Source organism: Sphingomonas sp. NPDC092440, assembly GCF_044754985.1.
Classification (GTDB): Bacteria; Pseudomonadota; Alphaproteobacteria; order Sphingomonadales; family Sphingomonadaceae; genus Sphingomonas.
Window position 1 is genome coordinate 267303 of the sequence record NZ_JBIVQA010000005.1, and the last position, 22084, is coordinate 289386.

The 22084-nt window shown below is 68.5% G+C and carries 16 protein-coding genes; 8 read left to right on the forward strand and 8 right to left on the reverse strand.

Annotated features, from left to right (window positions below; genetic code table 11):
- Positions 1–358 precede the first annotated feature (358 nt).
- From ACIQCS_RS10925 to ACIQCS_RS10935, 3 genes are read left to right on the forward strand one after another with little or no spacing between them, the layout of a single operon-like run.
- Entirely contained in the window at positions 359–3436 is a 3078-nt protein-coding gene (locus ACIQCS_RS10925; protein WP_401530816.1) for a TonB-dependent receptor, read from the forward strand.
- A 58-nt stretch (positions 3437–3494) separates the two neighbouring features.
- Positions 3495–4550 carry an alginate lyase family protein gene (locus ACIQCS_RS10930; protein WP_345850038.1) on the forward strand — a complete coding sequence of 352 codons (1056 nt, stop codon included), beginning with the start codon at positions 3495–3497 and terminating at the stop codon, positions 4548–4550.
- A 49-nt stretch (positions 4551–4599) separates the two neighbouring features.
- Positions 4600–4800 (forward strand): hypothetical protein, encoded by a 201-nt coding sequence (locus ACIQCS_RS10935; protein WP_345850039.1) that lies wholly within the window; start codon positions 4600–4602, stop codon positions 4798–4800.
- On the opposite strand, the gene ACIQCS_RS10940 is transcribed toward ACIQCS_RS10935, so the two are convergent.
- Positions 4784–6031 carry an MFS transporter gene (locus ACIQCS_RS10940; protein WP_345850040.1) on the reverse strand — a complete coding sequence of 416 codons (1248 nt, stop codon included), beginning with the start codon at positions 6029–6031 and terminating at the stop codon, positions 4784–4786. The genes ACIQCS_RS10935 and ACIQCS_RS10940 overlap by 17 nt on opposite strands.
- A complete protein-coding gene (locus ACIQCS_RS10945) occupies positions 6028–7425 on the reverse strand; it encodes a glycoside hydrolase family 30 beta sandwich domain-containing protein (RefSeq protein ID WP_345850041.1) in 1398 nt (465 codons plus the stop codon). Before ACIQCS_RS10945 ends, ACIQCS_RS10940 begins: the two co-directional genes overlap by 4 nt.
- A gap of 44 nt (positions 7426–7469) precedes the next feature.
- Between ACIQCS_RS10945 and ACIQCS_RS10950 the strand changes: the two genes are divergently transcribed.
- Entirely contained in the window at positions 7470–8456 is a 987-nt protein-coding gene (locus tag ACIQCS_RS10950; protein WP_345850042.1) for a cupin-like domain-containing protein, read from the forward strand.
- Positions 8457–8647: 191 nt separating this feature from the next.
- On the opposite strand, the gene ACIQCS_RS10955 is transcribed toward ACIQCS_RS10950, so the two are convergent.
- The 5 genes from ACIQCS_RS10955 to ACIQCS_RS10975 all read right to left on the reverse strand — a co-directional run bounded on the left by ACIQCS_RS10955 (position 8648) and on the right by ACIQCS_RS10975 (position 17343).
- The gene (locus tag ACIQCS_RS10955; RefSeq protein WP_345850043.1) at positions 8648–10144 is read right to left on the reverse strand and encodes a tryptophan halogenase family protein; all 1497 of its coding nucleotides are present in this window, start codon (positions 10142–10144) and stop codon (positions 8648–8650) included.
- A 152-nt stretch (positions 10145–10296) separates the two neighbouring features.
- Entirely contained in the window at positions 10297–12243 is a 1947-nt protein-coding gene (locus ACIQCS_RS10960) for a glycoside hydrolase family 3 protein (RefSeq protein WP_345850044.1), read from the reverse strand.
- Between the two features lie 116 nt (positions 12244–12359).
- Positions 12360–15152 carry a TonB-dependent receptor gene (locus ACIQCS_RS10965; protein WP_345850045.1) on the reverse strand — a complete coding sequence of 931 codons (2793 nt, stop codon included), beginning with the start codon at positions 15150–15152 and terminating at the stop codon, positions 12360–12362.
- Positions 15153–15400: 248 nt separating this feature from the next.
- Positions 15401–16504: a LacI family DNA-binding transcriptional regulator gene (locus ACIQCS_RS10970; RefSeq protein WP_280279539.1), complete on the reverse strand. Its 1104-nt coding sequence runs from the start codon at positions 16502–16504 to the stop codon at positions 15401–15403.
- A gap of 350 nt (positions 16505–16854) precedes the next feature.
- Positions 16855–17343, reverse strand: coding sequence for an Lrp/AsnC family transcriptional regulator (locus ACIQCS_RS10975; protein ID WP_345850046.1), 489 nt, complete (start codon positions 17341–17343; stop codon positions 16855–16857).
- 103 nt (positions 17344–17446) lie between these two features.
- On the opposite strand from ACIQCS_RS10975, the gene ACIQCS_RS10980 reads away from it, so the two are divergent.
- Positions 17447–18514 carry a Glu/Leu/Phe/Val dehydrogenase dimerization domain-containing protein gene (locus tag ACIQCS_RS10980; protein WP_345850047.1) on the forward strand — a complete coding sequence of 356 codons (1068 nt, stop codon included), beginning with the start codon at positions 17447–17449 and terminating at the stop codon, positions 18512–18514.
- Positions 18515–18522: 8 nt separating this feature from the next.
- On the forward strand, positions 18523–18756 hold the full coding sequence (locus ACIQCS_RS10985; RefSeq protein WP_280279536.1) for a hypothetical protein: 234 nt from the start codon (positions 18523–18525) through the stop codon (positions 18754–18756).
- Here the strand turns inward: ACIQCS_RS10985 and ACIQCS_RS10990 are convergent.
- Positions 18753–19370 (reverse strand): TetR/AcrR family transcriptional regulator, encoded by a 618-nt coding sequence (locus tag ACIQCS_RS10990; protein ID WP_345850048.1) that lies wholly within the window; start codon positions 19368–19370, stop codon positions 18753–18755. The genes ACIQCS_RS10985 and ACIQCS_RS10990 overlap by 4 nt on opposite strands.
- Before the next feature lie 101 nt (positions 19371–19471).
- Between ACIQCS_RS10990 and ACIQCS_RS10995 the strand changes: the two genes are divergently transcribed.
- Together ACIQCS_RS10995 and ACIQCS_RS11000 are read left to right on the forward strand one after the other, a co-directional pair.
- The gene (locus ACIQCS_RS10995) at positions 19472–20941 is read left to right on the forward strand and encodes an efflux transporter outer membrane subunit (RefSeq protein ID WP_345850049.1); all 1470 of its coding nucleotides are present in this window, start codon (positions 19472–19474) and stop codon (positions 20939–20941) included.
- Positions 20934–22079: an HlyD family efflux transporter periplasmic adaptor subunit gene (locus ACIQCS_RS11000; protein WP_345850050.1), complete on the forward strand. Its 1146-nt coding sequence runs from the start codon at positions 20934–20936 to the stop codon at positions 22077–22079. Before ACIQCS_RS10995 ends, ACIQCS_RS11000 begins: the two co-directional genes overlap by 8 nt.
- Positions 22080–22084 lie beyond the last annotated feature (5 nt).

A 22084-nucleotide genomic window follows, 5' to 3' on the forward strand; every position in this document is an offset into this window, starting at 1 on the left:
CCCCGTCATCCCCGCTATCCCATCCTCGTCATCCCCGCGCAGGCGGGGATCCAGGGCCAAGGGCAAGGACGGCGAGGCTCGCCTTGCCGTTTCCGGCGAGCACTCGCGTGATTGCGGCGATCAGCCCTTGCCACCCCGGATCCCCGCCTGCGCGGAGATGACGGAAACAATCTCAAAGGCTTGTTTGGACTCTCAACTTGGCGCGCGCCCTGCATCCGTTCCATTGCCCGACCAATAATACAATGTGGCCTGACCATTCTATTGACAGTCGCGCGCGCATCGGCCTTATTGGCCTGACACCGGTGGCCAGCACGACTGGCGGCAAGCCAAGCCGGGAGACAGAGGGGGAGGGAGAGTCATGCGACGGACTGCTCTATTTGCTGGCACGGCGATCTGCGCCGTCCTGATGGCGACGCCTGCGTTCGCCCAGAACACCGATACCGATAGCCAGGCGAGCGCGCCGCAGGCGGAGGAGCCGAGGCCCGCGGACCAGATCGTGGTCACCGGGTTCCGCCGGGCCTATGCCGATGCGCTCAACATCAAGCGCGAATCCGATCAGATCACCGATTCGATCTCGTCCGACGGCCTTGGCCGCTTTCCGGACCTGAATGTCGGCGAGGCGATCCAGCGGATACCCGGGGTGCAGATCAACCGCGAGGCGGATTCGCGCAACGCCACCATCTCGCTGCGCGGCCTGCCGGGCTCGTTCGCGCGCACCACGCTGAACGGCGGGGGATTCGCCGATCCGATCCTGGGAAGCGCGACCAACACGTCGTCCACGCCGCTCGGCGCGTTCAATTCGGACATCTTCTCGTCGATCACGGTGATCAAGTCGCCCTCGGCGGCGAATCTGGCCGGCGGCCTTTCGGGCAATGTCGACCTGAAGATCGCGCCGGCGCTCGGCCGCAAGCAGGGTGGCTGGGTCAAGGCCTCGTACGAGTATAACGATCTGGGCGACCTGGGCAGCCCGGCCTTCTCGGCCGGCTACAACGCGCACATTACCGACAATTTCGCGGTGTTCGGCGTGGTCGCGTGGAAGGACGAGAAGTTCCGCCGCGATTCGATGTCGGTGAACAGCTGGGCGAACAAGCTCGGCTCGATCCAGGTCGGCAACCAGGCGGTGCCGGCGTCCAACCCCACCTATCAGGCGCTGATGGCGCAATATCCGGGCGGGGTCTATTATCCCACCCAGGTCCGCCAGTTCGTCCGCCTCAACAAGGGTCATCTGCTCACCGGCGCCGGCGGCTATGAATGGCAGGCGACCGACACGCTCAAGTTCGGCGCGACCGGCTTCTATACCGAGCGCAACCTCGACCAGGGCACCAACCACCTGCTCTATATCGACACGTCGGCGGGGAATAACGGCACCGGCGCGCTGTCGGCCACTTCGGCGGTGGCGCATTTCACCAGCCTGGGCACGCCCTATGTCGTCCAGACGCCGACCGGGCCGCGCGCGTACATCAACCAGTTCACCGCCGAAAATCTGCAGACCTACGATTCGATCCGCTCCGAGCCGGCCAAGCAGAAGACCTGGGCGATCAACCCCACGATCGAGTTCAAGGACGATCAGTGGCGAGTGACGGCGCAGGGCACGATCTCGCGCGCGCAGGTGCTTGCCAACCAGATCGAGCTGGACATCATCCAGAATCCCTATCGCAACCTGGGTTCGGCGGGCCTGAACGGCATCACCGCCTCGGTCTATACCGGCGGCACCAGCCTGCAGAACGCAGTGTTCGTCCTCAACACCCCCAACGCCTCGCACATCCCGACGGGCGGCTATCCGCTTGCCTCGCCGGCGAACCAGGCGACCCAGGCGGGCGCGCAGATGCCCGGCGTGGCCGCGGCGACGCTGGGCGATCGCTTCGGCGTCACCGGCACCAACGGCCAGTCGTGGAACGCGCTCGATGCGGTGCAGCTCGATATCGAGCGCAGCTTCGCCGGCAGCTTCCTTTCCGGCTTCCAGGTCGGCATGCGCTACGAGAACAACGAATATACCTCGATCGGCTCGCGCAACACCTCGATCGGCGCGGTCACCGCCAATGTCACGCCGGCGATGTCGCTGGCGAACCCCTATGTGAACGACTTTTTCGGCGGCACCGCGGGCGGCTATACCAGCAACTGGCGCAGCATGGACGTGAACCAGGTGCTCGGCGCGATCACGCCGGTGGTGCTGACGACGCGCCCCTCGCAATATGCCAACGGCCTGCCGCCCCAGTTCGCCATGGGCCAGCAATATGGCGTGTTCCTCACCCCCTATGGGCTGGTGAACAATTATTGGGATCCCAATTACTGGAACAACAACTTCACCAACACCAAGAAGGTGATGTCGGCCTATGCCATGGCCAAGTTCGACGGCGATCTGTTCGGCATCCATGTCCGCGGCAATGCCGGCGTGCGCTACGAGGCGACGACGCAGAAGATCGATGCGCTCGACTGCCGCAATTGCCTGGCCGGGCTTTCGCTGCTGCCGCTGCCGGTCAACCACAGCATGAGCACGCGCACCTACAAGCAGAGCTACGACTATTGGCTGCCCTCGGCGATGTTCGCGGCGGACCTGGCCAAGAACCTCGTGTTCCGCGGCGCCTATTACCAGACCTATGTCCGTCCGCAGCCGCGCGACAATGTGCCGACGACGACGATGCAGATCCCCGATCCGGCGGTGCTCGGCACGCCGACCTACAATGTGATCATCGGCGCGACGAATCTGAGCCCCTATACTTCCGACAGCTATGACCTGTCGCTCGAATGGTACAACCGCCCCGGCGGCGCCTTCGCGATCGCGGTCTATCAGAAGGACATCCAGGGCTATGTCGGCCCGATCACCGATCGCCGCGTGCTGTGCCCCGCCAACGGCATCTACAACGGCATCGATTTCGGCCTGGGCGCGCTGCAGGACGACGGCACCAACTGCAACATCCTGGGCAGCAATCCGGGCGCGCGCGTGCAGGCGAGCGGCGTCACCAACCAGAAGCCGATGCGGGTGCGCGGCGTCGAGGTCTCGGTGCAGCAGAACCTCGATTTCCTGCCGGGCTTCCTGAAGTATCTCGGCGGCGCGGCGAACTACACCTATACCGATATCGACGGGAAGGATGCGCAGGGCAATCCGATCACCCTGCCGAGCGTCGCCAAGCACAACATCAACCTGATCGGCTATTACGAGACCAAGCTGTTCGGCGTGCGCGTGGTGTTCAACCATCGCGGCAAATACGACCTGGCGGCGGGCAACAGCTTCGTCGGCGATGCCCGCACCGTGAAGGCACGCAGCCAGCTCGATGCCTCCGCCTCGCTCAACATCATGAAGAACTTCTCGATCTCGGTCGACGCGTTCAACCTGACGAACGCGACCCGCTCGGAATATGAGAATGATCCGATGCTGCCCCGTCGCATCGACTATGACGGCCGGACCTATACGCTGACGATCCGCAGCAACTTCTAGCCCTTGTGCGGAGCGGCTGATCTCCCGGCGCTCCGCACCTTTTCGAAAAGGCCGCCCGATGAAACTGCTTCTCTCCAGCGCGGCCGCCCTGCTGGCGTTCGGCGGCCTTCCTGCCTTTGCTCAGGACCATGCGATCCTCGGCGCTGGCTTCGCCAGGGCAGTGGCGCCGGACGATCCCGTCGCCCGGCAGATACGCGGCCGGGCGGACGCGGCGCTGGAGCGTCCGCCGGGGGCGATCCCGCAGCTCCACACCGAGGGGACGCTGCCGGGCAAGGGCATCCGCGAGATCAGCCTCAAGGCCAAGCAGGACCAGGGGATCGTCCTCGCCCTGGCGCTCGCCTGGCGGCTGACCGGCGAGCGGCGCTATCTCGACCAGGCGGCGCGCTATCTGGCGAATTGGGCGGACGTCTATCAGATGTCGTTCAACCCGATCGACGAGACCGGGTTCGATACGCTGCTGCTTGCCACCGACCTGACCGAGGCCGACCTGCCGCCCGCGCTGCGCGGCAAGCTGGATGGTTTCTGGCGGAAGATGGCGGCGGGCTATCTCGATGCGATGGATGCCGGCCCGAGGAACGCCGGCACCAACTGGCAGAGCCACCGCGTCAAGCTGGCGACGATGGCCGCGTTCCAGACCGGCGACGCGACGCTGATCGCCCGGGCGCGCGCGGCGTTCCGCAAGCAGGTGGGCACGAACATCCAGGCCGACGGATCGGTGTTCGACTTCCACGAGCGCGATGCGCTGCACTATGTCACCTATGACCTCGACCCGCTGCTGATGGCGGCGCTTGCCGCCCGCGCGCATGGCGAGGACTGGTATGGCTGGAAGAGCCCCTCGGGTTCGAGCCTGGCCGGCGCGCTCGCCTGGCTGGAGCCCTATGCCATGGGCGAGAAGATTCATGTCGAGTTCGTCCATTCGCGGATCCAGTTCGACCGCGACCGGGCCGCGGCCGGGCAGAAGGAATATGCGCCGCATCCCTGGGATCCGGGCAATGCGGTGAACAGCTATGCGCTCGCCCGGCTGCTGGCCCCCGGCTATCGCGACTTCGCCGCGAAGCTTGCCGAGCGCACCGGGCGCCAGCCGGCCGACTGGATCGTCTTGCTCGGCCGCTGAGCGATTCCGCGCTGGACAGGAATCGCGGCGGCTGGCTATCCGCCGGCAAATGCCAGTCATTGCCACCGTCATGAATTCGACCACCGGCCAGCCGATCCAGAAGATGCGCTTCGGCCGCATGCCCAAGCCCTGGGCCTCGTTCACTCTCGAAAGCGGCGAACTGGTCGCGATCGACCGCGTCGATATCGGCAAGCCGGCGCCGGGCAAGGTGGTGGTGCCGGTCTCCGTCTGGGTCACCCCGAAGAAATAGGCGAGCGCCGCGCCGCCCAGGCGAAGCCCGCGACATAGAGATAGGCGAGGGCGGGCACGGCAAAGGCCCAGCCAAGCCCGGCCGTGTCGGCGATGCCGCCGGCGATCAGGGGCAGCGCCGCGCCCGGGCCGACCGCGAGGACAAGCAGCCCCGAAGTCGCCGCCGCGGGCGTGCGCGAGCGCTCGAGCGTGAGCGCGAAGATCGTCGGGAACATGATCGAATTGCACAGTCCCACCGCGAGCAGGCACCAGGCGCCGGGCCCTCCCGGCAGCACCAGCGAGGCGAGGCAGAGCGCGGCGGCGGCAAGCCCCGCCAGCAGCAGCAGGCGCGGTGCGGGCACGAAGCGCAGCAGCCAGCTGCCGGCGAAGCGCCCGAGCAGCGCGCCGCCCCAATAGAGATTGGCGACCCAGGCGCCCGCCACGTCGAGCGGCAGGCCGAGAGTCTGGGCCTGGGAGAGATAGAGGATCAGCGTGCTGCCGATCGTCACTTCGGCGCCGACATAAAGAGCGATGCCAAGCGCGCCGCGCCATGCCCAGCGCGAGCGCAGCGCGGCGAGCGCACCGCCGGCGGCGGGCGGCTCCGGCATCGCGGCGGCGGCGATCGCGCGGCGCGCGGCGAAGGCCAGCACGGCGAGGCCGGCGACCAGCAGCGCCATCACCAGATAGGCCTGCATCATCGCGGCGATGCCCGCGGCGCGCCCGGCCGCCGAGCGGATCGGCTCGGGCGAATGGAACACCGCGCCCGCCAGCACGAAGCGCGCGCCGAAATGCACGCCGCAGACCACGCCGAGCGCGTTGAACGAATGGGCGAGGGTGAGCCGGTAATGGCTGCGCTCGGGCGGGCCCAGCGCGGCGGCGAGCGGATTGGCGGCGACCTGGAGGATGGTCACTCCGCTTGCCAGCACGAAGATCGCGGCGAGCACCACCGCGAAATCGGGCAGCCGGCCCATGGCCTGCATCACCAGGCAGCCGCCCGCCATCACGGCGAGCCCGGCCAATATCGTCCGCATCGCGCCGAGCCGGGCGAGCATCGCCGCGGCGGGGAGCGACAGCAGGAAGAAGGCGACGAACGAAGCGATCTGGGTGAGCAGCGCCTCGGTATAGCCCAGCCCGAACACCCGCCGCGCCGCCGCGATCAGCGGATCGTTGTTCGCGCAGACAAAGCCCCAGCCGAAGAACAGGGCCGTCACGCTGGCAAAGGCGAAGCGCGTCGGGGCGGCGGGTTCGCTCAACGCGGCTTTCGCCAGCGGAAGGTCGCGGCGCCGTGCGGGGCGAGGCGATAGGCGAAGCGGCTGCCCTCCGCCGCCACGTCCAGCTCCTGCGCCGTCGCGGCGGCGTTGAACGCGATCAGCACGCGGCTGCCGTCGGGATTGGCATAGGCGACCGTCTCGATCCCGCCCGGCGTGCTGGTCGCGTCGATCCGCCAGGCGCCGGGGCGGACGAAGCGCGAGGCCTGGCCCAGGGCATAATATTCGGGATTGCGCGTGATCGCGCCCGACTTGCCGTCGATCGTCACCACGCCGCGGCAATCGTTGCAGCCGCCCAGATGGGGGCCGTGATTCTCGTCGAGCGCGAGGTTCCACATCAGCACGCCGCGCGCCCAGTTGCGCGGGGCGCCCATCACCAGCGTGCGCAGCGTCCAGCTCCAGCTGTCCGCCCAGGGGCCCGACCAGTCGCCGCCCGAGCATTCGGTGAAGAACACGTCCTTGTCCGGAAACGCATCGCGGACCTTGGCCTGCGCCGAAACGTCGCCGCCATAGCAATGCCAGGCCACGCCCGTGACGTAACGGCTGGCGGCGGGATCGGCGAGCACGCCGAGCGGATGCTCGGGCTTGTCCCAATTATGGTCCCAGTCGAGGATCCTGGTCTTCAGCCCCATCCGCGCGAATTCGGGGCCGACATGGTCGCCGATGATCCGCGCGCGCTGCGCGGCGGAAAGGCGCATGCCGGGATAGTTTTCCGGCTCGAAGTCGGGCTCGTTCTGGATGCTCAGATAGTCGATCGGGCCGATCTCGGCGGCAAAGGCCTGGACGGTCCTGCCGAGATAGCGGGCGAAGGGCGCATAGGCTTCCGCGCGCAGCGTGCCCTTCACCAGCGAGTCGGTCGACTTCATCCAGCCCGGCGCGCTCCAGGGCGAGATCATCACCGCGAGCCGGGGATTGATCGCGCGCGCGGCGCGGGCAGTGGGGAGCACGTCTTCCCTGGCGGGCGCGATCGAGAAATGCGCGAGCGCCGGGTCGGTCTCGCCCTTGGCCCGGTCGTCATAGCTGTAATGGGTGCGCGAGAAGTCCGACGCGCCGATGGTGAGGCGCGTGAAGGCGAAGCCCAGGCCCTCGTCGCCGAACAGCTCGCGGAGCAGCGCGCCGCGCTGGCGGGCATCGAGCCGATGCTGGATCAGCCAGGCCGAGGCATCGGTGATCGCCGCGCCGAAGCCGACCATCCTCTGGTAGCGCTTGCCCGGATCGACCGTGATCGTCCCGCCGGCGCCGCGCCGGAGCGGAAGCGCGGGCTGCTTCGCCAGCAGCGCCGACTTGTCGGGCAGGGTGAGCCAGACCTCCACTTGCGGCGGGGGCGCGGGCGCGGCGGCGGTAGCGGCCAGCAGGGCGAGGGCGGGCAGGATGCGCATCATGTCTCTCCTCATCGGGCAGTCAGGCTGTTAGCGTCGCGGCCATGAACCCCATGCGCAGCCGGCACGGCGTCACGCCCGCGATCTTCCAGGAAATCCGCGCGGCCGGGGAGCCCGTGGTGATGAAGGGGCTCGCCGCCGACTGGCCGTTCGTGCGCGCGGCGGACGCCGCGGCCTATCTGCGCGGCATGGCGCTGCCCGGCACGGTGCACTACATGCGCGCGCCGCCCGAGGTCGAGGGGCGCATGCATTATGGCGCGACGATCGGCGCGCGCAATTTCACTCGCGAGGAAGCGCCGTTCGCGCGTTTTCTCGACCGGCTCGCCGAACAGGCCGGGGCGGAGCGTCCCGAGGCGCTGGCGCTGCAGGGATTGCCCGCGCCGCAGCTGATGCCGGGCTTTGCCGAGGCCAATCCGATGGCGCTCGTCCCCGGCATTGCGCCGCGCCTGTGGATCGGCAACGCCGCCAAGGTGGCGATCCATCACGATCCGACCGAGAATATCGCGGTGGTCGGCGCCGGCCGCCGGCGCTTCACGCTGTTCGCGCCCGAGCAGGTGGGCAATCTCTATATGGGCCCGTTCGATCCGACGCCGGCCGGCGTGCAGGTGAGCATGGTCCATCTGACCGCGCCCGATCATGCGCGCTATCCGCGCTTCGCCACCGCGATGGCGGCGGCGCTGGTCGCCGAGCTCGATCCGGGCGACGCGATCTACATCCCCTATCAATGGTATCACCATGTCGAGGCGCTCGACCGGTTCAACGTGCTGGTGAACTATTGGTGGGACCCGGTGCCGGACGCCTCGCCCTGGGAGGCGATGATGCACGGGTTCGTGAGCCTCAGGAGCCTGCCGCCCGACCAGCGCCGCGCCTGGCGGGCGATGTTCGACCGCTATGTCTTCCTGACGGACGGCGACCCCGGCGCCCACCTGCCGCCCGAGGCGCGCGGCGTGTTCGGCGCCACGTCGCCCCAGGCGATCGCCCAGATGCGCGCGATGCTGTTCGACGGGCTGCGGAAAAGGCTGGGGCGCTAGGAGGATCATTCCTCCCCCGGAAGGCACCTCCGGGGGAGGGGGACCGCCGCCGGAGGCGGTGGTGGAGGGGGCAGTCCCCCTTCGTTGGCGCGTGGCCCCCTCCACCACGCGACTGCGTCGCGCGGTCCCCCTCCCCCGCTCCTGCGGAGCGAGGGAGGAATGCAAGGCCCGGGTGCCGTCACGCCTGAAGGCTAGGCCGCGCATGTCTTGGCCACGAATTCGGCATGGTCCGGCATCAGGCCCACGCACCGGGCGATCACTCGCTGGATGTTGCCGAGATACTCCTCGACCTGCGCCTCGGGCTTGATGTCGACCAGCGGATCATAGCCGCGCGGGATCACGCCCTGGCCCAGGAACACCTGGATCCAGCTCTCTTCGGTGAACAGCTCGTCGTCCTCGCGGAAGACGCGGCCGTTCGCGGCGAACAGGTCGATCTTGCGCTGGAGCGTGTCGGGCACTTCCATGTCGCGGCACTGGCGCCAGAAGGCGGTGTCGTCGCGGCTGGTCGCCTTGTAGTGGAGGATGATGAAGTCGCGGATGCGCGCATATTCGAAGTCGGCCTGGCGGTTGAATTCGGCGATCGTCGCGGGATCGAAGCCGCGATCGGGGAGCAGTCGGACCAGGCGGATCACCATGGCCTGGATCAGGTGGATGCTGGTCGATTCGAGCGGCTCGAGAAAACCCGAGGCAAGGCCGAGCGCGACGCAGTTCCGGTTCCAGATCCGCTTTCGCTTGCCGGTGGTGAAGCGCAGCTTGTTGGTGTCCGCGAGCTGCGCGCCGTCGAGATTGGCGAGCAGCTGGGCTTCGGCCTCCTCGTCGGAGATGTGCGCGCTCGAATAGACATGCCCGTTGCCGGTGCGGTGCTGGAGCGGGATCCGCCACTGCCAGCCGGCGGTGCGCGCGGTGGCGCGGGTATAGGGAGTGAACGGCTCGGTGCGGGCGCAGGGCACGGCGATCGCGCGGTCGCAGGGCAGCCAGTGCGTCCAGTCCTCATAGCCGGTCTTCATCGCCTGCTCGATGATCAGCCCTCGGAAACCCGAGCAGTCGATGAACAGGTCGGCGGCGATGGTTTCGCCATCCTCCAGGGTGACCGACTGGACGAACCCGTCCGCACTGCCCAGCGCGACGTCCACCACCTTGCCCTCGCGCCGCCGCACCCCGCGCGCCTCGGCATAGGCGCGCAGGAACTTGGCATAGAGGCCGGCATCGAACTGGAAGGCATGGGCGATATGGCCGATCGGGCTCTCGGCCATCTTGGGATCGGCGCGCATGAACTTGTTGGCGCGGGCCGCCGCGCTGTTGATCGAATAGGCGGAGAAGTCCGCGGCGCGGCCCTGGGCGCGCATCTTCAGCCAATATTGGTGGCAGCGCAGCCAGCCCAGGTCCTGGCCGATCACGCCGAAGGAGTGGAAATAGGCATCGCCCCTGTGCGCCCAGTCGACGAACTCGATGCCGAGCTTGAAGCTGCCCTGGGTGCGGCGGATGAAGTCGTTCTCGTCGAGCTCGAGCAGCTCGTTATATTTCTTGATCGCCGGGATCGTCGCTTCGCCCACGCCGACCGTGCCGATCTCCTCGCTCTCGATCAGCGTGATCTCGTACAGCCCCTGGAAGAGCTTGCCGAGCAGCGCGGCGGTCATCCAGCCCGCCGTGCCGCCGCCCACGATCAGGATGCGCTTGATCTGCTGCATGTCGCGCCCCTTGCCTCCCCGTTTCTTTCTTCACCCTGCCAGCCTCAATTCCCTTCGTCATGCTGAACTTGTTTCGGCATCCGGCGCACCACGGGCGATATCCTTCGCGGCAGGTCGGGCCTTGAAACAGGGTCAGGGTGACGAAGGGGAGGCTAGCAGGCGGTCGGCACCGCCGGCTCCGGCAACGCGCCGGTCCGGCCCGGCTTCGCATAGCTGAGGCCATAGCCGCGGGCGAACTGCACCACATTGCCGGGTCCCTCGCCGGTGGAGCAGGCCGAGCCCGGCCAGGCGAAGGAGAGGCGCGCCGAAAAGTCGTGGCGTCGGCCGACGAGCAGATCGGCCAGGCCCTCGCCCTCGGTGCCGGGCAGGAACGCGGCGACAAAGGCATCGGACAAGTTGATCAGGTCGTTCGCATAGGCCGGGCGCCCGGAATAGAGCACCGACACCACCGGCGCGCCCTTGCCCGAGACGCGCCGCAGCACCGCGAGATCGTCCGGGTGGAGGGCGCTGTGCGCCGCCGGCCTGGGCGCGCGGACATCGCCATTATATTCGGCATAGGGCGTCTCGCCGATCACTGCGACCACTGCGTCGAACCTGCCCGGATCGACGTCCTTGCCGTCTTGCGAGAAGGTCACGTTGGCGGTGCCCAGCGCGTCGCGCAGCGCGGCGAGCAGGGTGGTGCCGCCCTTGAAATCGGCATTGCGGTTCTCGGTCCCCTGCCAGGTGAGCGACCAGCCGCCGGTCTGGTTGGACAGGCTGTCCGCGCTGGCGCCCACCACCAGCACACGCTTGCCCGCCGCCAGCGGCAGGACGCCGCGCTGGTTCTTGAGCAGCACCACCGATTTGCGCACCGCTTCGCGGCCCAGTTCGCGCGCGGCCAGCGCATCGGCCTTGCCGGCAAAGGCGCCGCCGTTCGGGTTGCGCTCGAACAGCCCGGCGCGCAGCTTGACGCGCAGGATGCGAGTCACCGCGTCGTCGATCCGCGCCATGGCGATGCGGCCCTCGCGCACGTCCGCCACGGTGTTGGCGATGAACGCCTTCCAGTCGTCGGGCACCATGATCATGTCGATCCCGGCATTGACGGCCTGGGGGCAATGATCCTTGGTGCAGCCCGGCACCTGCTGGATGCCGTTCCAGTCGGACACGATCAGCCCGTCAAAGCCCAGCCGGTCCTTGAGCACGCCGGTCAGCAAGTCGCGGCTGCCGTGCATCTTGCCATGGTCCTGGCCGGCGGCGGTGTCGTTCCAGCTGCTGTACGAGACCATCACCGTCTGCACGCCGGCTGCGAGCGCGGGATAATAGCCGGCGCCGTGCACCTGGATCATGTGGGTCCGGGCGGCGCGGTTCTCGCCCTGGTCGATGCCGTCGAACGTGCCGCCATCGCCCAGGAAATGCTTGGCGGTGGCCACCACGTCGCCATCGCCCGTCAGGCCGCCCTGCAACCCATGGACCATGGCGCGCGCATAGGCGGCGACGATCGCCGGATCGCTCGAATAGCTTTCATAGGTGCGGCCCCAGCGGCGGTTCTCGCTCACTGCCAGGGTCGGCGCGAACACCCAGGAGATGCCGGTCGCGCGCACCTGGCGGGCGGTGGCGCGGCCGATCCGCTCGACCAGCGCGGGATCGCGCGCGGCGCCCAGGCCGATATTGTGCGGGAACAGCGTCGCCCCCGCGACATTGCCGTGCCCGTGCACTGCGTCGGTGCCCCAGATCACCGGCACCCGCACCGCCATGTCGGTCGCCATCGAGGCGCGGTAATAGGCGTCGGACAGCGCGGTCCAGTCGGTGACGGCCGCGTCCTTCCGCATTCCCGGCCAGGCGCCGCCGCCGTTGAGGACCGAGCCGATATAATGGCGCCGCACCTCGTCCGGCGTGATCGAGCGGATGTCCGCCTGGGTCATCTGGCCGATCTTCTGCTCGAGCGTCATGCCGCGCACGATGCCGGCAATCCGCGCCTCCATCGCCGCGTCGGGCGCGGTGGGGGAGCGGAGCGCCGGCCAGTCCTGGCCGTGCCAGAGCAGGTCGCCGCCCGCGCCGGTGCCGGCGCAGCTCGCCAGCAGGGGAAGGATCAGCCAGAGCCCGGATCGCAGCGCTTTCATCTTGTTACTCATCCGCAAGGGGCGGCACGCGGGCCGCGAGGATAAAAAAGGGGAGGCGCCGGCATTGCCGTGCACCTCCCCTCGAACGCCCGGAAGGTCGACCCGGGGGGAGGAAATCAGAAGCGGTAGTTGAACCCCAGCAGGAACTGGCGGCCATATTTCTCATAGGTCTCGGGCAGCGGCGTGCCGTCGCTGGTGTGGGTGCCGCCGGTGTCCAGCCCCAGCCGGGTGCGATAGGGCGAGTCGGTCAGGTTGCTGACCTGGAGCAGCACGCCGAGGCCCTTCAGCGCCGAATTGTCCGGGAAGGTATAGCCGATCTGGGCGTCGAGCTGCCGGTCCGCCAGGATCTCGGTGTACCCGCGATTGGTGAACAGCTGCACCGTCTCGCCCTTGTAGGCCGAACGGAAGCGATAGCTCGCCCGCGCCTGGAAGCCCCATTTCTCGAAATAGCCGGTGACGTTGTACACCGTGCCGGACAGGCCCGGGATGCGCACCACGTCGTTGCCGTCGGTGGGGTTGAGATCGGATTCCGTGTAGGAATAGCTGCCGGTGAACCCGAAGCCGTCCAGCGCCGGGATGATGCGGCCGATCTCGATCGCGCCGCTGACCTCGATGCCCTTCAGATTGCCGCCCGGCCCGTTGGCCGGCATCGTCACCTGCCCGAACGAGCTGATGTTGACGTTGCTCGGAATCTGGTTCGTCGGGATCGGCAGGCCCGAAAAGTCGATCGCGAAGTTGCGATTGTAGATATAATTGTCGAGCCATTTGTAGAAGCCGGCGACGCTGACATAGGTCGCCTTGCCGATGTACCATTCATAGGCGACGTCCAGCGCCTTGGCGCGCCAGGGCTGGAGGTTCGGGTTGCCGCCGGTCGCCGACCAGGGGAAGACCGTGCTGCCCGGCGCGCAGGGCGGGCTGCCGCCGCACGGATTGGTGGTGAAGCTCGGCGTGAAGTTCGCGCGCATGTCGTCCATGCGCGGGCGCGCCAGCACCTTGGACGCCGCCAGGCGGATGCGGTGGCCGCCGCCCAGGTCGTAGATCAGGTTCGCGCTGGGGAGCACGTCGGTGTAATGCGCGGTCACGAACACTTGCGACAGCGCGATCGGAGTCAGCGTCTGGTTGATCCGCAGGCCGGACGACGACTGGAACTGCTCCACCACCTGCACGCCGACATTGCCGCGCAGCCGGCCCCATTCGATGTTCGCCTTCGCCTTCCAGGTGATGACGTCTTCCTTGATCTTCCACGCCTTGTCGAAGTGGTTGGCGTCCTCCAGCGGGGTCTTGTTGTAATAGGTGTCGAGCGCCGCGGGCACGTTCCAGGCGATCACGTTGCCGAAGCCGACAAAGTCGAGCGAAGTCGGATCGAGCATGAATTGCGAACCGACCGGCACCTGCGCCCGCCCGTTCTTCAGGTTGAGGTCGAGCTCGTCGACGGTCTTGCGCTTGTTGCGCTGCGTGTAGTTCACGCCGAGCTCGATGTTCCGGAGGAACCCGCCGATCTCCCGGCTCAGCATGAAATCGACGGCGCCCAGCTCTTCCTTGACGTGCGGCGACTTCATCAGGCCGTCATGGCCCCAGCCGCCCCAGGGCGCGCGATCGCCGAGCGAGACCTGGCTGGCATTCGCATAGTCCAGGCCGAAGCCATAATGCGGGAAGGCGCCGTCGATCGGGAACGAGAAGTCGTAATTGTCCATGGTGCGGGTCTGGAACGGGCCCACGCCATAGCCGCCATAGGTCTCGATATAGGTCTCGTCGCGCTTGTTGGTCGAATAGCTCAGATCGGCGACGAAGCGGGTGCGCTCGTCGAGCTGGAATTCGTTGTTGAGCCCGGCCGAGAACAGCTCGTCCTTGCGCTCGTTATAGTCGTTGCGCAGGATCGGAACGGCGTTGGTGATGTGGCCCGAGGTCCCGATCGCCGAGCCGCCCAGCTGGCTGGTGCCGATGTTGGAGAAGGTCGCATTGTCCGCCCAGCCGTTGGAGAACCACTGCGCGCCGCGGATCACTTCCTTCTGCTTGAAGCGCGAATAATAGACGTCGAGCACGCTGTGGATGCTGTCGCTCGGCTTCCATTCGAGCGTGCCCATCACGCCGTCGCGCTGGTTGCGGCGGCTGGTCGCCCAGGCTTCCTGGCCGTTGAGCTGCAGCGCGTTGTCGGCGGAATCGGGCGTGACGGTGTTGGGGCTGCACGGATTGGCGACCGTCGGCTGGCAGATGCCGCCGAACGCCTCATAGCCATAGGCCTTGTAGTGATCGACATGGCTCGGCGAATCGAGATGCGCATAGCCGAGCGACCAGCCGAGCGTGCCGGCGGCATTCTGGTCGATATAGCTGAGCGTGCCGCGCCAGCCCCATTTGGAGATGTCGGCATTGCGGCCGCCATCGGCATCGAGCTCGCCGCGCAGGTTCATCGCGATCGCGCGCTTGCCATAAGCGAGCGGACGCACGGTGCGCAGGTCCGCGCTGCCCGACAGGCCCATGCCGGCGATGGCGGCATCCGGCGTCTTGTACACCACGACGCTCGACAGCAGCTCCGCTGGATACTGGTCGAACTCGACGGCGCGATTGTCGCCCGAGCTGGCCTGTTGCCGCCCGTTGAGCAGCGTGGTGGTGAAGTCGGGCGCGAGGCCGCGGATCGAGATCACCTGGGCGCGGCCGTTGACGCGCTGGGCGGCGAGGCCGGGCAGGCGGGCGATCGACTCGGCGATCGAGACGTCGGGCAGCTTGCCGATGTCCTCGGCCGACACCGCCTCGACGATCGAGGCCTGGTCGCGCTTGATGTTGATCGAATTCTGCAGGCCGGCGCGCAGGCCGGTCACGACGATGGTGCTTTCCTCGGCCGGCACCTGGTCCTGCGCCCGGTCTTCCCTGGCCCGCGTGGCGCCGTCCTGCGCCCAGGCATGGGCTGGCAACGTTGTCGCCAGAGCCAACGTCGAAATCGTGAGTCCGAGATTGCCCTTGGCGCGCTTCATAGCGCGCGCATGCGGACGCTCCGCCATTGCCTCTTCCCCTCTCATATCAGGCGGCCGTTATCGGCCGTCTCTGTCCCCGTTGCGCGCCTCGAGAAAACTGGAAGCGCTTCCAATTGGTATCATCGCGTCGCGCGAAATTGTCAACGCGTTACAGAAAACGCTTACGAAGGGGCTGGGTCCGGCGGGTTTCAGCCGCGCGGCGGCGCGACCGATTCGCGCAGCACGAGGTGATGGTCGATCGCGTCGAAGCCCGGCGTGCCGGTGCCCTGGCCGCGCAGCAGCGTCTCGACCAGGCGCTCCACCGCCCGCGCGGCGATGCGGCGAATCGGCTGGTGGATGGTGGTGAGCGGCGGCCAGATATAGGCAGCGACCGGCGCATCGTCGAAGCCGACCACCGAAAGGTCACCCGGCATGACCAGGTGCATGCGGTGCGCGGCGAACATCGCGCCGACCGCCATGTCGTCATTGGCGCAGACGATCGCGGTGGGGCGGTCGGGGCCGGCCAGCAGCGCCTCGGCGAGCTCCACGCCGGAGCGGAAGCTGAAGTCGCCGCGCAGTGCCGTCACTGCGCCTTCGTCGAGCCCCGCTTCGGCGAGTGCGCGCAGAAAGCCGGCGAAGCGCGTCTCGGCGGCGAGATGGCCTTCGATCCCCAGCATATAGCCGAAGCGGCGATGGCCGGCGGCGACGACGTGATGGGCGATCTCATAGCCGGCCGCCGCCTCGTCGAACCCCACCCCGGGCAGCAGCGCGCGCACTTCGTCGCTGGGCGAGATGCAGACCACCGGGCAGCCCTGGGCGATCAGCCGGCGGGCGAGCTCGACATCGGCGGAGAGCGGCGGCGACAGGATCAGCCCGGTGCTGCGGCCCGAGGCGAACAGCTCGATCAGCCGGTCGTCGCGATTGTCGTCCTCGATATGGATGTTGAAGGTCGAGAGCTCGAACCCTGCCGCCGCGGCCGCACGCAAGGCGCCCAGTTCGATCGCGGCGAAATAATAGGAATTGGGCGGCGCGTCGCGCGCGTTGCAGTTGATCAGCGTGACCGTGTTGCTCGCCCGGCTGGCGAGGTTGCGCGCCTGCGGATTGACTCGATAGTCGAGCGCCTCGACCGCGCGCATCACCCGGTCGCGCATCTTGTCGCTCACATGCGCCTGGTCGTTGAGCGCGCGCGACACGGTGGCCCGGCCGACGCCGGCGAGCGCCGCCACGTCGTCGATCGTCGGCGGCCGCCCGTTCCGGCCGGTCTCCGTGCCGCTGGCGCCCGGTATCGGCGACGATTTGGAAAGCGATGACATCTCTAGAAACGGATGGGTGGCACAGGCGTTGGCGGAGCGGCAACCGAAAATGCGCGCCGGCCGGGCGACCCCTTCGGGGCGGGCTGATTCTGGCGCATAGCGGCGTCAATCGTCGGTCACGATGCACCGCATCGCTCCCTCCTCTTTTCCTAACCTGTGCGCCAGAATCCGCGCCGTCACGACCATTGCCGGCATCGAGTACGGACCCTGGGTTGAGAACCCAGGCAAGCCCTTGAAACTACGCCCGTCATCCCGGTCTTGCGCCGGGATCCCGCTTCTGCTTGCGCTGTCGAGATAGCGGGACCCCGGCGCCAGGCCGGGGTGACGAAGCAAGAATAGGAGTCCCCAACCTAGGGAATCGGCAATGCCGTCGTTGCCTTCACTTGCGAGAGCGCGACGGTGGAGTTGATCTCCTGCACGCCGGGCAGCTTGGAGAGCTTGGAAAAGAAGAAGCGTTCATAGGCCTCGATATCGGCGGCGACGATGCGCAGCATGAAGTCGAACACCCCCATCAGCACATAGGCTTCCAGCACTTCCGGGAAGGAGCGGATCGCCGCGGCGAACTCGTCGAGATTGGCGCGGCCGTGCGCGTTCAGCTTGATCTGCGCGAAGATGTGCGCGTTGAGCCCGATCTTCTGCCGGTCGACCAGCGCGACGCGGCGAGTGATGATCCCTTCCTTCTCCAGCCGGTCGACGCGGCGCCAGCAGGGCGAGCTCGACAGGCCCACCATCTCGCCGAGCCGGGCGGTGGGCAGCGAGGCGTCTTCCTGGAGCACCTGCAGGATCCTGCGTTCGAAGGGGTCGAGATCGACGGGCAAATCTGTTCTCCTATTCGGCATTTTCAGGTCGGATCGTGCCGATTTTCGGCGATGATGCGCGAACAAGGCCAGTTTATCCCGCGAAACCGTGGAAGAGTCATCCCTGGATTTCAGGAGCGCTTTCATGGTCGATGCCCCGCAAGTTACCGCCACCCCGCCGGAGAGCGTGCACGTGCTGCGCGACATGGAGAGCGGGCTGGACGGCGTGATCGTGCTCCACTCCACGCGGCGCGGCCCCGCCGCGGGCGGATGCCGGCTGTGGCGCTATGGCGGCCATGCCGCGCTGGTCGGTGACGCGATGCGGCTGGCCGAGGGCATGACCTTCAAGAACGCAATGGCCGATCTGCCCCTGGGCGGCGGGAAGGCGGTGCTGAACCTACCGGCCGGCGATTTCGACCGGCACCGGCTGTTCTCTGCGTTCGGCCGGGCGGTGGCGCGGCTCGAGGGCGCCTATGTCACGGCTGAGGATGTCGGCACCTGCGTGGCCGACATGGAGGCAGTGCGCGGTCAGACCCGCCATGTCGCCGGCCTGCCGCCCCGGAGTGGCAGGCCGGGCGGCGATCCCTCGCCCTGGACGGCGCGCGGCGTGTTCCTCGCGATGGAGGAGGCCGCCCGGCGCCAGCTGGGCAGCGACCTGCGCGGGCTGCGCGTGGCGGTGCAGGGGCTCGGCAATGTCGGATCGGCGCTGTGCGGGATGCTCCATGCGGCGGGGGCGCGGCTGGTCGTCGCCGAGCCGCGCCCCGGCGTCGCCGCCGATATCGCCTGCCGCTATGACGCGGAGATCATGGGCCGCGACAGCATCCTCGACGCCCGCTGCGCGATCTTCGCGCCCTGCGCGCTGGGCGGGGTGCTCGATGGCGACGCCGTGGCGCGGCTGCGCGCGCGCATCGTCTGCGGCGCGGCGAACAATGTGCTCGCCACGCCCGAGGACGGCGACCGGCTCGCCGATCGCGGCATTCTCTACGCGCCCGATTATGTCGTGAACGCGGGCGGGATCATCAGCGTGGCCGGCGAGTATCTCGGCTGGAGCGCCGATGCAGTGGCGGCGCGCGTTCATGCGACCGGCCTGCGGCTCGGCGCGGTGCTCGCCCATGCCGCCCGCGAGGGGGTGGCGCCCCACCGCGCCGCCGACGCGCTTGCCCGGGCGCGGGTCGTCGCGGCATCGGCGGCGTCGGTGCGCGAGGCAGCCTGAGCCCGGCCATGCGGTTCGACATCATGGGCGAGGCGAGCGCCGCCCTGCTGTGCCGCCTGGTCGGCCTTGCCGCGCAGCATGATCTCGCGGCGCCGGCCATGGAGGTGCGCGTGACGCCCGAGCGCATGACCGTGCGGCTGGAGCTCGATGGCCTGGCCGGGCCGCTGGGCCGGATCGTGGCGGAGAAGATGCGCCGCTGCATCGGCGTGGAGGCCGTGGCGCTCGACGGGGTGCCGCTCTAGTCGGGCGCGAAGGCGCGCAGGAAGACCTCGGCCATCTGCGCGGCTTCATGGTCGCGCTCCGCCGCCGACAGGTCCTGCCCCCAGAGCATGCGCTGCTGCACGCCGAGGCAGAGCGTCGCGAGCACGCGCGCCGCGAACAGCGGGTCGGCGCGGCGAAGCGTCCCCGCGTCCATCGCGCGCTCGAAAAAGCCGGCGAGCAGCTGCTGGGTCGGCACGGGCGCGCGGCGATAGAAGATGTCGCCGATCTCGGGAAAGCGGCTGACTTCCGAGGCGATCAGCCGGTGCAGCCGCAGCCCGTCGGGCGACGAGATCTTGGCGATGAAGCCGCGGCAGAATTGCAGCACCGCGGCGCGCACGTCCTCGCCGGGCTTGAGCACATCGGCCAGCTGGCCGCGATATTCCTTGGTCGCATCGTCGAGCACCGCGGCGAACAGCTCTTCCTTCGACGGGAAATAGCTCCACAGCGTCCCCTTGGAGCCGCCAAGCTCCGCCGAGATCGCCGACATCGACGCGCCGGAATAGCCCTGGTCGAGGAACACGCGCTTGGCGATCGCCAGGATCGCCTCGCGGCGTTCCTCCTTGCGCGCCTCGCGCTTGCCGGACGGCCTGTCCATGATTTTCTCCATAACCGTACTATAGGGTACGATTACGGGTTGACAAGGTGGCGGCCCGCGCCCATCTGCCGCGCCGTACCCGACAGTACGGTATTTAAATCATGATCCGATTCTCCCTTCGTCCGTTGCTGCTCGTCGCGACTGCCGGGACCGCGCTGCTTTCCGCGTGCGCGCCGGTGCCGCAGCTCGGTGCCCGTCCCGAAGTGCGTGCGGCGGCCGGCTATGCCGCCGACCAGTCGCTGGCCGCCCGGGCCGATGCCGCGAACTGGCCCGCCAATGATTGGTGGAGCGCCTATGGCGACGCGCAGCTGAGCGGGCTGATCGCGGAAGGGCTGGCCGGCTCGCCCGATCTCGCCGCCGCCGCCGCGCGCCTGCGCTCCGCCCAGGCCTATGCCCAGCAGGCCGGCGCGGCGCTGCTGCCGTCGGTGGGCGTCCAGGCGGGCGCGAGCTTGGGCAAGCAGAGCTACAATAACGGCATTCCCGCCGCCTTCGTGCCCAAGGGCTGGAACGACAGCGGCCAGGTCGCGGCGAACCTGAGCTTCGATCTCGACCTGTGGGGCAAGAACCGGGCCTCGCTCGCCGCCGCCACCTCGGATGCCGCGGCGGCGCGGATCGAGCTGGAGCAGTCGCGGCTCGTGCTCTCGACCAACATCGCCAGCGCCTATGCCGATCTCGCGCGCCTGGCCTCGCAGCGCGGCGTCCAGGCCCAGGCGCTGGCGCTGCGCACCCAGACGCGGCAGCTGGTGAGCGACCGGGTGACCAACGGGCTCGATACCCGCGCCGAGCTGAAACAGGCCGATGCCGCGGTGCCCGCCGCCCGCGCCGACCTGGCGGCCACCGACGAGGCGATCGGGCTCACCCGCAACCGCCTCGCCGCGCTGCTGGGCAAGGGGCCGGACCGCGGGCTGACCATCGCATTGCCCACCGGCCCGGCCGGCGCGCACGGGCTCCCGGCGGGCGTCACCACCGACCTGATCGGCCGCCGTCCGGACATCGCCGCCGCCCGCGCCCGGGTGGAGGCCGCCGCGAGCCGCATCAAGGTGGCGCGCGCCGATTTCTACCCCTCGATCAACCTCAGCGCGTTGATCGGCTTCCAGGCCTTCGGGCTCGACAATCTGTTCAAGAGCGGATCGACCTATGGCTCGGTCGGCCCGGCGATCAGCCTGCCGATCTTCCGGGGCGGGCAGCTGGCCGGCCAGTACAAGGGGGCCCGCGCCGGCTATGACGAAGCGGTCGCGACCTATGATTCGACCGTGACCACCGCCTATCGCGAAGTCGCCGATGCGGTGACGAGCAAGAACGCCCTGGTCACGCGCCTTTCGGAGAGCCGCCAGGCGCTCGCCGATTCCGAGGCCGCCTATGGGATCGCCCGCCAGCGCTACGAGGGCGGCCTGTCGACCTTTCTCGACGTGCTGACCGCCGAGCAGGGCGTGCTGCAGAACCGCCAGATCGTCGCCGATCTCGAGGCGCGGGCGTTCACGCTCGACGTCCAGCTGGTCCGCGCGCTGGGCGGAGGCTTTTCCACCGACACCGCGGCCGCCGCCGCAACCAAGGACTCGACCCATGGCTGATGCCGAACCCCAGATCCATGTCGCGAACGCCGACGCGGCGCCCGCCAAGCCCAGCCTGCGCCGGCGGCTGCTCACCGGCATCGCCGGCGCGGTGCTGATCGCCGGCATCGGCTATGGCGGCTGGTACGTGCTGGTCGGCAGCCATTACATCAGCACCGACAATGCCTATGTCGGCGCCGATACCGCCAGCGTCACGCCGATGATCGCCGCGCAGGTGGCCGGCGTCGCGGTGTCCGATACCCAGGCGGTGAAGAAGGGCGACGTGCTCGTCCGGCTCGACGACAGCGACGCGCGGATCACGCTCGCCCAGGCCGAGGCGGATCTCGCCAAGGCCCGCCGCCAGTACGGCCAGACCTCGGCCACCAGCGCGGCGCTCGCCGCGCAGGTCCAGGCCCGGGGTGCCGATATTTCCCGAGCCCGTGCCCAGCTCGTCGCCGCCGAGGCGGATTACGAGAAGGCGCGGGTGGACCTCGCCCGGCGCCAGCGCCTCGCCCCCAATGGTGCGGTGTCGGGCGAGGAGCTCACTTCGGCGACCAACGCCTTCTCCTCGGCCAGGGCCAATCTGGAGCTGGCGCGGGCCGGCGTGGCCCAGGCCAGCTCGACCCGCGGCGCCGCCAGCGGCGAGCTTGCGGCGAACAATGCGCTGATCAGCGGCACTACCGCCAATTCGGCGCCGGAAGTGCTCTCCGCCCAGGCCAGGGTGGCGCAGGCGCGGCTCGACCTCGATCGCACCGTGATCCGCGCGCCGATCGACGGCGTGGTGACGCGCCGCAACGTCCAGGTCGGCCAGCGCGTCGCCCCGGGCGCGCAGCTGATGCTGGTCGTTCCCGTCGGCCAGCTCTATGTCGACGCCAATTTCAAGGAAGGCCAGCTGACTCGCGTGAAGGTCGGCCAGCCGGTGAAGCTCAAGTCCGACCTTTATGGCGGCGGCGTCGAGTATCACGGCAGGGTCGTCGGCCTGTCGGGCGGCACCGGTTCGTCCTTCGCGCTGATCCCGGCGCAGAACGCCACGGGCAACTGGATCAAGGTGGTCCAGCGCCTGCCGGTGCGCGTCGCGCTCGACCCCAGGGAGCTTGCCGAGCACCCGCTCCGGGTCGGCCTTTCCATGGACGCCGAGATCGACGTCTCGAAGAACTGAGGACG

Excerpts from the sequence above, each read along its gene's own strand:
- ACIQCS_RS10925 (WP_401530816.1), top strand. The coding sequence starts at position 359 with ATGCGACGGACTGCTCTATTTGCTGGCACGGCGATCTGCGCCGTCCTG.
- ACIQCS_RS10930 (WP_345850038.1), top strand. The coding sequence starts at position 3,495 with ATGAAACTGCTTCTCTCCAGCGCGGCCGCCCTGCTGGCGTTCGGCGGC.
- ACIQCS_RS10935 (WP_345850039.1), top strand. The coding sequence starts at position 4,600 with ATGCCAGTCATTGCCACCGTCATGAATTCGACCACCGGCCAGCCGATC.
- ACIQCS_RS10945 (WP_345850041.1), bottom strand. The coding sequence starts at position 7,425 with ATGCGCATCCTGCCCGCCCTCGCCCTGCTGGCCGCTACCGCCGCCGCG.
- ACIQCS_RS10950 (WP_345850042.1), top strand. The coding sequence starts at position 7,470 with ATGAACCCCATGCGCAGCCGGCACGGCGTCACGCCCGCGATCTTCCAG.
- ACIQCS_RS10955 (WP_345850043.1), bottom strand. The coding sequence starts at position 10,144 with ATGCAGCAGATCAAGCGCATCCTGATCGTGGGCGGCGGCACGGCGGGC.
- ACIQCS_RS10960 (WP_345850044.1), bottom strand. The coding sequence starts at position 12,243 with ATGAAAGCGCTGCGATCCGGGCTCTGGCTGATCCTTCCCCTGCTGGCG.
- ACIQCS_RS10970 (WP_280279539.1), bottom strand. The coding sequence starts at position 16,504 with ATGTCATCGCTTTCCAAATCGTCGCCGATACCGGGCGCCAGCGGCACG.
- ACIQCS_RS10975 (WP_345850046.1), bottom strand. The coding sequence starts at position 17,343 with ATGCCGAATAGGAGAACAGATTTGCCCGTCGATCTCGACCCCTTCGAA.
- ACIQCS_RS10980 (WP_345850047.1), top strand. The coding sequence starts at position 17,447 with ATGGTCGATGCCCCGCAAGTTACCGCCACCCCGCCGGAGAGCGTGCAC.
- ACIQCS_RS10985 (WP_280279536.1), top strand. The coding sequence starts at position 18,523 with ATGCGGTTCGACATCATGGGCGAGGCGAGCGCCGCCCTGCTGTGCCGC.
- ACIQCS_RS10990 (WP_345850048.1), bottom strand. The coding sequence starts at position 19,370 with ATGGACAGGCCGTCCGGCAAGCGCGAGGCGCGCAAGGAGGAACGCCGC.
- ACIQCS_RS10995 (WP_345850049.1), top strand. The coding sequence starts at position 19,472 with ATGATCCGATTCTCCCTTCGTCCGTTGCTGCTCGTCGCGACTGCCGGG.
- ACIQCS_RS11000 (WP_345850050.1), top strand. The coding sequence starts at position 20,934 with ATGGCTGATGCCGAACCCCAGATCCATGTCGCGAACGCCGACGCGGCG.